A 10,575-nucleotide genomic window follows, 5' to 3' on the forward strand; every position below is an offset into this window, starting at 1 on the left:
TCCCAGGCCGCGCTCCGGCGAGTGTTCCATCGGGCAGCGCCGATGGCTCATATGTTAGTGCGGCGCGTTTGCCCCGTGCAGCGGCGGTGATCAACGCTGCCGAGCCGAGCGAGCCTACCTCCTCGTCCGCATTGAGCACCACTTCATAGCCGAGCCTGTCGCGCATCGGGCTCGCCTCGAACGCCTTCAACGCGGCGAGCATGACCGCAATCCCACCCTTCATGTCGGCCACGCCGGGGCCGCCCAGCACCTTTCCGGGCTCGATCCATTGGAGCGATTGGAAGGGATGGTCGGTCCCGAACACCGTGTCCATATGACCGGTGAATAGCAATTGCAGCGCGGTTTCGGGTCGAACCACCAGGTGAAGGTTGCGGCCATGGTCGATGGCGATCGGTTTGCCGTCGGGGGCGATCGCCTCGATCGGCACCGGATCGATCAATCGAAGTTCGCCGGGCAGCGCGGAAAATGCGTCCGCAAGAAGTCCGGCCATCGTTTCAAGTCCGCCGAGATTGCGCGAGCCACTGTTGATAGCGGCCCAGCCCTCGACATGGTCGAGCATCGGTTCCGCGGTGGCCCGTTTGGCGCAGTCTTCCTCGATGCTGGACAGGGCCCCCATCGCACTTCCCTAGCGAGACAAGCGGGTGAACGCTACTCCGCACCACCTCCACAGGAGGCCTTTGAATTCCCTTGCTAGGCGGCTCTGTGCAGGAACCTTAGTCGCTGAATCGAGTAATGACGGAGTCAGCCGATTGCTGCGCGACGTGACATGAATGGCATCGCTTCATCCTCGCATCAGGAGCGATCACGCGATTGTTGCGATCGCCGCCCGCGAACTCCTCATATCCCCACCCGCTCGTTGAGCGGAAGCGCCGCGCATCTTTCTGCATCACATCGATGAATTTTCGCTCGGCGGGTTGCGGCCCATTGCTTTCCGTTCGGACCCGATGGAGATCGAATATGAGCATCGCGCCGTCGGGGAAACGTCCGCTGCGATAGCCTCGGAGCGCCTTGGCGTTGCCGTAGATGTTATACATTCCTTCGTATGGACCGTATGCTGGCCCGTTCACTCCGCTCTTTATATGTGTCCAGCGGCGAAATCCCTCCGGATAGTCGACAAGCGCACTGCGTTGGGATGCGCCGAGCAGGAGCAGCAATGCTGTCGCTGCCATTGCTCTGATTGTGCGCCGAAGAACCATGGAGTGCTCTCCAGTTGCTGTTGTGGCCGTGCCGATCATTGCCGCGTGCTTGCGGAGGCGCGGCATAGCTAGGGGATGAGGTGGGGATTGTGAAGTCATGAGGGGGTGAGTGGCGATGAATGCCCCCGAGCGTCAGAAATTGCGGCCGAAGACAGGGGTTCTACGGTTAAAATGGCGAACGCGGCCGAAAGCAAGGGCTCGTCCCCGGCGGCTGGCGGTCAGGCGCCAAGTCGAGGCGCGAACTCGCGCAGCAAGCGTCGATAGAGGTCGCGCTTGAACGGGACGATCAGCTCTGGAAGCAGCTTGGACTCGACCCATTGCCAATGGCTGAATTCGGGATGTTTGGTGGCGATGTTTACATCGTCATCGCTCCCTAAAAACCGCGCCAGATACCAGTCCTGGATCTGCCCCTTCCACTTGCCCTTCCAAAGCCGCGCGGCGATCGCTTCGGGGATGTCGTAGCGGAGCTGCTGCGGATGACAGGCGATCTGCTCGACCAGGCGCGGCGCGATCCCGGTCTCCTCCTCCAGCTCGCGCAGCGCCCCGGCCCAGCTGTCCTCGCCCTTGTCGAGCCCGCCCTGCGGCATCTGCCACGCCTCGTCGCGATTATCGATGCGCCGCCCGACCCAGACGAGGTTTTCGCGGTTGAGAAGCATCACGCCAACCCCGCGGCGATAAAGATGGTCGTCGTTGGTCATCGCGGTTCCTCGTCGCCCCAGAGCGTCATTGCGAGAAGCGAAGCGACGAAGCAATCCAGTTCGCGCCGCTGGATTGCTTCGCTTCCGCTCGCAATGACGGATGATGAAAGGGTGGCGAAGCAGGTGCGCCAGTCGTAAGGGTATCCAAAGCGCTACTCATAGGAATGATCGCATGGCCTCGGCCACCCATCTCATCACCGAACAGGAATCCCACGCCCATCCGCTGATGGAGGCGGTCGTGGTGCGCTTTGCCGGGGACAGCGGCGACGGAATGCAGCTGACCGGGGGCCAGTTCACGCTGTCGACCGCGCTGGCCGGCAACGACCTTGCCACCTTCCCCGATTTTCCGGCCGAGATCCGCGCGCCGCTGGGGACGACGTTCGGCGTTTCGGCATTTCAGATCAATTTCGGATCGACCGCGATCGAGACCGCCGGGGATCAGCCCGACGTGCTGATCGCGATGAACCCGGCGGCGTTGAAGGTGAATTCGCGGGACCTTCGCGATGGCGGCCTGATCATCGCCGACGAGGGCGAGTTCACGCAGCGCAACCTGACCAAGGCGGGCTATACCGCCAATCCGATCGAGGATGGCAGCCTGGCGCGCTGGCAGGTCGTCAGCTTCAACATCAGCCAATTGACGCTCGACGCGGTCAAGCCGTTCGGGCTCGGCAACAAGGAAGCGCTGCGCTGCAAGAATATGTGGACGCTCGGGCTCGCGCTGTGGATGTTCGACCGCGACCGGGGGCCGATCGTCGACTGGCTCACCACCAAATTCGCCGCGAAGCCCGAGCTCGCCGAAGCCAATATCGCCGCCCTCAACGCCGGCCACGCCTACGGTGAAACAGTCGAGATCGGCGCTCATGTCCGCCAGCACCATATCGCCGCCGCACCGGTTGCGCCGGGCCTCTACCGCACCGTCACCGGCGCTGAATCGCTATCGGTCGGACTCGTCGCCGGAGCGCAGCTCGCTGGCCTGTCGATGTTCTTCGGCAGCTACCCGATCACCCCCGCGAGCCCAATCCTTCACCACCTCAGCCGCCTCAAGGAATATGGCATCACCACCTTCCAGGCGGAGGACGAGATAGCCGCGATCTGCGCCGCGCTCGGCGCCAGCTACGCCGGGCAATTGGGGGTCACCTCCTCGTCCGGCCCCGGCATCGCCTTGAAGGGCGAGGCGATGGGCCTCGCGGTGATGACCGAACTGCCGCTGGTGATCGTCAATTCGCAGCGCGGCGGTCCCTCGACCGGCCTGCCGACCAAGACCGAGCAGTCCGACCTTTATCAAGCCGTCTATGGCCGCAACGGCGACGCGCCGATCCCGGTGATCGCCGCTGCCTCGCCCGCCGACGCGTTCGATTGCGCGATCGAGGCGTGCCGAATCGCCACCCGCTACATGACCCCGGTACTGCTGTTGACCGACGGCTATATCGCCAACGCGGCCGAGCCGTGGAAGGTGCCGGACATGAGCGGTTACGCGCCGTTTCCGGTGACGTTCGCGCCCGAGCAGGAGGAGGGGAGCGAGGTGCTACCTTATGCGCGCAACGCCGAGCTCGCCCGCCCATGGATCAAGCCCGGCACCCCCGGCCTCGAACATCGCATCGGCGGGATCGAAAAGCAGCCCGGCACCGGCAACATCGATTATTCGCCCGAGGCTCATGCGGAGATGACCCGCGTGCGCGCCGCCAAGGTTGCCGGCATCGCGGATTCCATCGGCGATCAGCAGGTTGTTCTGGGTGAAACCAGCGGCCAGCTGGCGATTGTCGGCTGGGGCTCGACCTATGGCCCGATCCACCAGGCGGTCCGCCGTGCGCGGCTTCGCGGCCTCGACGTATCGCACATCCACATCCGCTACATCGCGCCGATGCCGGCAAATATGTCTGTCCTATTGAACGGCTTTGAGCATATCCTGGTCCCCGAGATGAACAGCGGCCAGTTGAAGACCATCCTCCGCGACCAATTTCTGGTCGATGCGAAGTCGTTGACCAAAGTCAGCGGCCAGCCGTTCCGCATCGCTGAGATCGAGGCAGCAATCGAAGGGGTGCTGCGATGAAGGCGAGCGCACGTCGTTGGTGCGAACATTGGGAACATTGGCAGGGGTGGGCGAGCGTATGAAACCGATCAATCCCTTCCCGCTCATCGCCATGTTGATCGTGGTTGTCTTCGTCGTCCTTTGGCTCAACGGTGTGTTCGCATGAACGAAGTGACCAAGATCACCACCGCTAAGGACTGGGCGAGCGACCAGGAAGTGCGCTGGTGCCCGGGCTGCGGTGATTATGCGGTGCTGAAGGCGGTGCAACGGACTATGCCCGACCTTGGCACGGCGCGCGAGAAGACCGTGTTCATCAGCGGCATCGGCTGTTCGAGCCGCTTTCCCTATTATATGGCCAGCTACGGCTTCCACACCATCCACGGGCGCGCTTGCGCGGTGGCGACTGGGGTCAAGCTCGCCAATCCCGAACTCGACGTGTGGATCATCACCGGCGACGGCGACGCGCTGTCGATCGGCGGCAACCATACAATGCACCTCCTGCGCCGCAATCTCGATTGCCAGCTGCTGCTGTTCAACAATGAGATTTACGGACTGACCAAGGGCCAATATTCGCCGACCAGCCGAATTGGCACGCGATCGCCCTCGACCCCGTTCGGGTCGGTCGATCGTCCCGCCAACCCGTGCGCTTTCGCGCTGGGTTCCGGCGCGCGGTTCGTTGCGCGCGGGATCGACGTCAGCAAACATCTGGTCGATGTCCTCAAGGCCGCTCACGCCCACAAGGGCGCCAGCTTCATCGAGATTTTCCAGAACTGCATCGTCTACAACGATGACGTCTTCGCCTCCTTCACCGCCAAGGACGCGGCGGCCGAGCGGCAGTTGTGGCTGGTCGCGGGCGAAAAGATGCTGTTCGCCGGCGGCACCAAAGGTATCGCGCTCGACGTCGCCACCCTCGCCCTCAAGGTGGTCGAGGGCGACGACCCGTCGGTCATCGTCCACGACCCCAAGAACCGCAGCGTCGCCCACATGCTGGTCGAGATGCCCGCCGTCGGTTTCCCGGTCGCGCTGGGCGTGATCTATGACGATCCCAAACCAACCTTCGACAGCGCGGTGATCGAACAGAACGCCGCCATCGCCAAGGGCAAGACACCCGACCTCCAGGCCCTCGTCGCCAAGGGCCAGACCTGGCAAGTCGAGAAAGAGCCGCGGGCCGAATAGCCTCTCCCCTCCCGCTGGCGGGAGGGGCCGGGGGAGGGCCTGTTTCGCGCCGCCATGGACAATTTCACCCACTCGCTGACTGGCTGGGCGCTGGGTCAGGCCGGTCTCAAGAGCAAGAGCCGCAAGGGCTTGGCCGCGCTGATCCTCGGCGCCAACATGCCCGACATCGACATTTTTTTCGGCTGGGTCGGCTGGTCACCGTTGGCGATGCACCGCGGTTTCACCCATGGGCTGGTCGGCGGCGTCGCGGTCATGCCCCCTTTTCTGGCCGGACTCCTGTGGTTGCTCGACCGCTGGCAATCCGGTCGCGGCGCGAACTTCAAAAGCGGGCTGCCGATGCGGTTCGGCTGGCTGATTGCGCTGAGCTATATCGGCGCGGTCAGTCATCCGCTGCTCGACCTGCAAAACACCTATGCCGTGCAATTGCTGTCGCCGTTCAGCGATGCCTGGTTCCACACCGACGCGCTGTTCATCATCGACGTATGGCTGTGGTGCGCGCTGGCGCTCGGCATCGGCTGGTCGCGGTACCGGGAGCGGGGCGGCGGCCAGTGGCAGCAGCCCGCGCAAGTCGCGCTGCTGATCGCGATTGCCTATATCGCGGCCAATGCCGGGCTCAGCTTGGTAGCTAAGCGCTCGCTCGCCGCAAACGGTGCCGTCGCCCATCCCGATGTGCTGTTCGCGGGGACCGAGCCGGCGTTTTTCTGGAAGCGCAACCTAATTTGGCGGGAAGGCGGCCGCATCGGCCGCGCCAGTTTCGGTCCACTCGCAGGCATCCATGACGTTCGGCCGACCGAGCCCGACAGGATGGCCGACCCGCTCGTCCGCCGCGCGCGGCGCGCCGATCCCTCGCTCGCCGGCTTCCTGCGCTGGTCGGTGCTGCCGATGGCCTCGATCGAGCGGTCGACATGCCACGCGGCGGTCAGCATCGGCGATGCCCGGTTCGGCGAGCCCCGGGTTAGCGCGCGATTCGTCCGCAAGGTCGTCGTGCCGCTGACCGGCCCCGGCTGCCCGCTTGCCAAGGCCAGGTGAGGCGAGGATAGGGCGGGCGATGGCATCACGCGGCGAACATCTGGTGCGCGCCGACCGGCGCTTCGCGACCGGTACGGGGCTTGTCGGGCGGCTGGCCGCGCCGCTGTTCGCCTCGGTTGTCGATCAGCTTCACGATCGGCTCGAAAAAGGTGGGATCGAGTTGACGCTGCCGGACTGCTCGCGCCGCCGCGTCGGCTTCCACGCGGCCGGGCCGGTGGCGGTGGTTCAAATCCATCGCTGGATGGCGCTGGTGCGGCTGGCGACCTCGGGCTCGGTCGGCTGGTACAAGGCGTGGGCGGCGGGCGAATGGTCGTCGCCCGACCCGGTGCCGTTGTTCGATTTGTTCGCCACCAATGCGGTGGCGCTCGGCGACGCAGCGCGCGCCAAAGGACCAATGCGCTGGACCAACATGGCTGCCCATCGTCTGCGCGACAACGGCCTCGCCCAGGCACGTAACAACATCGCCGCCCATTACGACCTGGGCAATGATTTCTACGCCGCTTGGCTCGACCCCAGCATGACCTATTCCAGCGCGCGATTTGCGCCGGGCGACGACCTCGAATCCGCTCAGCGCCGCAAGGTTTCAATGCTCCTCGACCGGTTTGACCTCAAGCCGGGCGACCGATTGCTCGAAATCGGTTGCGGCTGGGGGACGCTGGCGATCGAGGCGGCGAAGCGCGGCGCCGAGGTTGTCGGATTGACCTTATCTGTGGCGCAGAAAGCTTGGGCAGACCAAAACATTGCAAAAGCACAACTATCGAACCGGATCGACATCCGCCTTCAGGATTATCGCCAAATTTCCGGGCAATATGACGCCATCGCGTCGGTCGAAATGGTCGAGGCGGTCGGCGAGCGCTGGTGGCCGGCCTACCTCGACTGCCTCTCCCGCAACCTGAAGCCGGGGGGCCGGGCGGCGCTGCAATTCATCAGCATCGATCATCGCCTGTTCGATCGCTATGCCGCCAGCGCCGACTTCATTCAAACCTATATATTTCCTGGCGGGATGCTGCTCGACGAGCCGAAATTCGCTGCGCTTGCCGCCGAACGCGGCTTGTCCTGGGAGGATCGCGATGGCTTCGGTCAAGATTATGCGGAAACTCTCCGGCAGTGGCGATACCGCTACGACGCGGCGGTCGAATCCGGTCGGCTTGCAGAATTTGGCGAAGCTTTTCATAGATTGTGGCGCTATTATCTGATGTATTGCGAAGGTGGTTTCAAAGGAGGGGGCATCGATGTCGCGCAAGTGACGCTGACGCGCTCTCACGCCACGGACGAGGCGTAACAGAGGTCTTCATGCGAGACGAGTTTGCTAAACAGGTGGTGGAGCAAGGCGACGACGATGTTATTCGTCTGATTCTCGCCGAACTGTGCAACGTAACCCGGATGGGGTTTGCGGCGGTCGCTCGCGTGACCGAGGAGCGTTGGATCGCCTGCCAAGTCGAAGACCGAATCGAATTCGGGCTCGATCCCGGCGACGAATTGAACATCAAACAGACGATCTGCGACGACATCCGCCAGTGCGGCCAGGCGATCGTGATTGATGAGGTGGGCATCGATCCGGTGTGGCGGACACACCCAATCCCGATGCTCTATGGCTTTGAAAGCTATGCCTCATTACCGATCACCCTCGACGACGGCAGCTTCTATGGAACCTTGTGCGTACTCGATCCGGAACCCCGCGCCTTGAGTGCCAAGCAGACGGTTGAAACGCTGATGCAATATGCCGACCGCGTGGCGCGAATCTTGTCGCGGAAGGAAGTTCCGCCAGCCAATTCAGCCCTCGACGCGTGTCCGGCTGCCGGTGGCGCAATCGCCGACTAGCCGCTCGACGATCGCCGCGGCGACCGACTCCGGCGCCTTGACGCTCTCCGGCTCTTCTCCCGGAAACGCCAGCTGTCGCAACCGGGTTCGGGTAGCGCCCGGATCGATGATCTGGACGCGCATGCGCCCGGCGTGGGCGGTCTCGTCGGCATAGGCGCCGAGCAGGGTTTCGAGCGCGGCCTTCGAAGCACCGTATCCGCCCCAAAAGGCGTGCGGTTCGGCCGCGACCGACGAAGTGATGCCGATCACCTCGGCCCGATCGGCGCGGCGGAGCAACGGGTCGAAGGCCGCGATCAACGCCTGGTTGGCGAGCACATTGAGTCGAAACACCTTTTCCAGCTCTTTGCCGTCAAGATGTTCGACCGGGCCCAAGCTGCCGAGCATGGCTGCGTTGAGGATGAGGATATCGAGGCTGCCCCAACGGCCGGCCACCGCCTCCGCCAGTTTTTTGATGTGGTCAGTTTCGGTCAGATCGAGCGGGGCGATGGTCGCATTGCCGCCGGCTTGATGGATCCGGTCCTCGACGATCTCGAGCGCGGTCGCGGTGCGGGCGGTGAGGATGACGTGCGCGCCGGCTTCAGCCAGCGCTTCGGCGGCGGCGGCGCCGATGCCGCGGCTGGCGCCAGTGACGAGCGCCAGCTTGCCCGCGAAGGGCTTCGGGTCGGTCATGGGCTTCCCTAGCGGCTGGCGACGAGCGACAGCGGCCTGGGCTTCCCCTCGGCGTCGCAGTCGGTGAGCGTGGTCGGGTAATCGCCGGTGAAGCAAGCATCGCAGCGCTGCGGGCTGGCGGCGTCGCGGGTGTCGCCAAGCGCGCGATAGAGCCCGTCGATCGAGATGAACGCCAGGCTGTCGGCGTTGATGTAGCGCGCCATCTCCTCGACGCTCATCTGAGCCGCGAGGAGCTTCGAGCGCTCGGGCGTGTCGACACCGTAAAAGCAGCTGTGCCGGGTCGGCGGGGATGCGATGCGCATATGCACCTCGCGGGCGCCGGCATCGCGCATCATCTGAACGATTTTCACGGACGTCGTGCCGCGCACGATGCTGTCATCAATGAGGACGATCTTCTTCCCCTGGATCAGCGCGGAGTTGGCGTTGTGTTTCAATTTCACGCCAAGGTGGCGGACGCCGTCGGTCGGCTGGATGAAGGTGCGTCCGACATAGTGCGAACGGATGATGCCGAGTTCGAACGGAATGCCCGATTCCTGGCTGAAGCCGATCGCCGCCGGGACGCCCGAATCCGGCACTGGTACGACATAGTCGGCCACGACCGGGCTTTCCCGGCTGAGTTCGGCGCCGATGTTCTTCCTGACCTCGTAGACCGACTTGCCCTCGGCGACGCTGTCCGGGCGCGAGAAATAGACATGCTCGAAAATACACGGTCGGGGCTTGGCCGGCGCGAACGGGCGAAAGCTGCGGATGCCGGTTTGGTTGACGATAACCAGTTCACCCGGTTCGACATCGCGCAGGTAAGTGGCGCCGATGACATCGAGCGCGACTGTCTCGCTGGCGAAAATCGTCGCCTCGCCAAGCTTGCCCATCACGAGCGGACGGATGCCGAGCGGGTCGCGGCAGGCAACCAGGCCCTCTGGCGCCAGGCAGATCACCGAGTAGGCTCCCTCGACCTGGCCGAGCGCATCGGTCAGCCGATCGATCGGAGTCGAATAGGTTGAGGTCGCGACGAGGTGAATGATGACCTCGGTATCGCTGGTCGACTGGAAGATCGAACCGCGACGGATCAGCGCGGTCTTGAGGGTCATGGCGTTGGATAGATTGCCGTTGTGGGCGATGGCAAAGCCGCCCGACGCCAATTCGGCAAACAGCGGCTGGACGTTTCTGAGGGCGGTTTCGCCGGTGGTCGAATAGCGGACGTGGCCGATCGCAATCTTGCCCGACAGCTTGCGGATGATGTCGTCGCGGTCGAAATTGCCGGCGACGTGGCCCATTGCGCGGTGGGCATGGTGATTGACGCCGTCGAAGCTGACGATGCCCGCTGCTTCCTGCCCGCGATGCTGGAGCGCGTGAAGGCCGAGCGCGACGAAGCTCGACGCTTCCTCGGCGCCCCAGATGCCGAAGATGCCGCACTCCTCCTTGAGCTTGTCGTCGTCGAACGGATGAGTCGTCAGCATGGGTTGCGAATCCTGGAGGCGGCCGATCCGGGGCCTATAACCGCCTGCCGCCGATTTGTCGCCTTTCGCGATACTGGACCTTTACGGAAACGTAAGGTACGCAATTGATTCATGCTTACCGTCCGCCCCCATTTCACGATCGGTGAACTGTGCGAGGAATATGGCGTCACCGCCCGGGCGCTGCGTTTCTACGAAGACGAGGCGCTGATCGCGCCCGAGCGGCGCGGCACGCAGCGGCTTTACTCGGAGCGGGACCGGGCCCGGCTGGCGTGGATCCTGCGGGGCAAGCGGGTCGGGCTGAGCCTAGCCGAGATCAAGGAATTGCTCGACCTCTACGACCTCGGCGACGGCCGCGAGACCCAACGGCTGAAGACTATTGAGCGCTGCCAGGCGAAGGTCGCGTCCTTGAAACGCCAGCGCATCGACATCGACGCGACAATCGACGAACTCACCCAATTTGCCACTCTGCTCAGAAGGCAGACACAGGAAGGCTAGCTCCC

11 protein-coding genes are annotated in these 10,575 nt (G+C 64.0%); 6 read left to right on the plus strand and 5 right to left on the minus strand.

Translation table 11 applies throughout. The annotated features are described in order from the left end of the window. The 3 genes from H0W65_RS05910 to H0W65_RS05920 form a co-directional block, all read right to left on the minus strand. The coding region (locus tag H0W65_RS05910) for a M20/M25/M40 family metallo-hydrolase (protein WP_294005154.1) at window positions 1-616 on the minus strand (616 nt) is incomplete at its 3' end. Window positions 617-713: 97 nt separating this feature from the next. Next, window positions 714-1,235 (minus strand): cytochrome P460 family protein, encoded by a 522-nt coding sequence (locus tag H0W65_RS05915; protein ID WP_294005156.1) that lies wholly within the window; start codon window positions 1,233-1,235, stop codon window positions 714-716. 179 nt (window positions 1,236-1,414) lie between these two features. Further along, complete coding sequence (locus H0W65_RS05920; protein ID WP_294005159.1) at window positions 1,415-1,894, minus strand: RNA pyrophosphohydrolase; 480 nt, start codon at window positions 1,892-1,894, stop codon at window positions 1,415-1,417. Between the two features lie 172 nt (window positions 1,895-2,066). On the opposite strand from H0W65_RS05920, the gene H0W65_RS05925 reads away from it, so the two are divergent. The 5 genes from H0W65_RS05925 to H0W65_RS05945 all read left to right on the plus strand — a co-directional run bounded on the left by H0W65_RS05925 (window position 2,067) and on the right by H0W65_RS05945 (window position 7,949). Continuing rightward, complete coding sequence (locus tag H0W65_RS05925; protein ID WP_294005162.1) at window positions 2,067-3,944, plus strand: 2-oxoacid:acceptor oxidoreductase subunit alpha; 1,878 nt, start codon at window positions 2,067-2,069, stop codon at window positions 3,942-3,944. A gap of 141 nt (window positions 3,945-4,085) precedes the next feature. After that, window positions 4,086-5,099: a 2-oxoacid:ferredoxin oxidoreductase subunit beta gene (locus H0W65_RS05930; RefSeq protein ID WP_294005165.1), complete on the plus strand. Its 1,014-nt coding sequence runs from the start codon at window positions 4,086-4,088 to the stop codon at window positions 5,097-5,099. Between the two features lie 54 nt (window positions 5,100-5,153). Next, the gene (locus H0W65_RS05935; protein WP_294005168.1) at window positions 5,154-6,128 is read left to right on the plus strand and encodes a metal-dependent hydrolase; all 975 of its coding nucleotides are present in this window, start codon (window positions 5,154-5,156) and stop codon (window positions 6,126-6,128) included. A gap of 19 nt (window positions 6,129-6,147) precedes the next feature. Beyond that, window positions 6,148-7,410, plus strand: coding sequence for a cyclopropane-fatty-acyl-phospholipid synthase family protein (locus tag H0W65_RS05940; RefSeq protein ID WP_294005172.1), 1,263 nt, complete (start codon window positions 6,148-6,150; stop codon window positions 7,408-7,410). Window positions 7,411-7,421: 11 nt separating this feature from the next. Then, entirely contained in the window at window positions 7,422-7,949 is a 528-nt protein-coding gene (locus H0W65_RS05945) for a GAF domain-containing protein (protein ID WP_294005175.1), read from the plus strand. Here H0W65_RS05945 and H0W65_RS05950 read toward each other — a convergent pair. Both H0W65_RS05950 and purF read right to left on the minus strand, forming a co-directional pair. Beyond that, on the minus strand, window positions 7,902-8,618 hold the full coding sequence (locus tag H0W65_RS05950) for an SDR family NAD(P)-dependent oxidoreductase (protein ID WP_294005178.1): 717 nt from the start codon (window positions 8,616-8,618) through the stop codon (window positions 7,902-7,904). The two genes, H0W65_RS05945 and H0W65_RS05950, sit on opposite strands and share 48 nt — an antisense overlap. 8 nt (window positions 8,619-8,626) lie before the next feature. Further along, window positions 8,627-10,075, minus strand: a complete 1,449-nt coding sequence (gene purF / locus H0W65_RS05955; RefSeq protein ID WP_294005181.1) for an amidophosphoribosyltransferase — start codon at window positions 10,073-10,075, stop codon at window positions 8,627-8,629. A gap of 111 nt (window positions 10,076-10,186) precedes the next feature. Between purF and H0W65_RS05960 the strand changes: the two genes are divergently transcribed. Next, window positions 10,187-10,570, plus strand: coding sequence for a MerR family DNA-binding transcriptional regulator (locus tag H0W65_RS05960; protein WP_294005184.1), 384 nt, complete (start codon window positions 10,187-10,189; stop codon window positions 10,568-10,570). Window positions 10,571-10,575: the final 5 nt, after the last annotated feature.

The organism is Sphingomonas sp., assembly GCF_013816785.1.
GTDB lineage: Bacteria > Pseudomonadota > Alphaproteobacteria > Sphingomonadales > Sphingomonadaceae > Sphingomicrobium.

What these genes read in the sequence shown, in the direction of transcription:
- H0W65_RS05915 (WP_294005156.1), bottom strand. Translation starts at nt 1,235, where the DNA reads ATGATCGGCACGGCCACAACAGCAACTGGAGAGCACTCCATGGTTCTT.
- H0W65_RS05920 (WP_294005159.1), bottom strand. Translation starts at nt 1,894, where the DNA reads ATGACCAACGACGACCATCTTTATCGCCGCGGGGTTGGCGTGATGCTT.
- H0W65_RS05925 (WP_294005162.1), top strand. Translation starts at nt 2,067, where the DNA reads ATGGCCTCGGCCACCCATCTCATCACCGAACAGGAATCCCACGCCCAT.
- H0W65_RS05930 (WP_294005165.1), top strand. Translation starts at nt 4,086, where the DNA reads ATGAACGAAGTGACCAAGATCACCACCGCTAAGGACTGGGCGAGCGAC.
- H0W65_RS05935 (WP_294005168.1), top strand. Translation starts at nt 5,154, where the DNA reads ATGGACAATTTCACCCACTCGCTGACTGGCTGGGCGCTGGGTCAGGCC.
- H0W65_RS05940 (WP_294005172.1), top strand. Translation starts at nt 6,148, where the DNA reads ATGGCATCACGCGGCGAACATCTGGTGCGCGCCGACCGGCGCTTCGCG.
- H0W65_RS05945 (WP_294005175.1), top strand. Translation starts at nt 7,422, where the DNA reads ATGCGAGACGAGTTTGCTAAACAGGTGGTGGAGCAAGGCGACGACGAT.
- H0W65_RS05950 (WP_294005178.1), bottom strand. Translation starts at nt 8,618, where the DNA reads ATGACCGACCCGAAGCCCTTCGCGGGCAAGCTGGCGCTCGTCACTGGC.
- purF (WP_294005181.1), bottom strand. Translation starts at nt 10,075, where the DNA reads ATGCTGACGACTCATCCGTTCGACGACGACAAGCTCAAGGAGGAGTGC.
- H0W65_RS05960 (WP_294005184.1), top strand. Translation starts at nt 10,187, where the DNA reads ATGCTTACCGTCCGCCCCCATTTCACGATCGGTGAACTGTGCGAGGAA.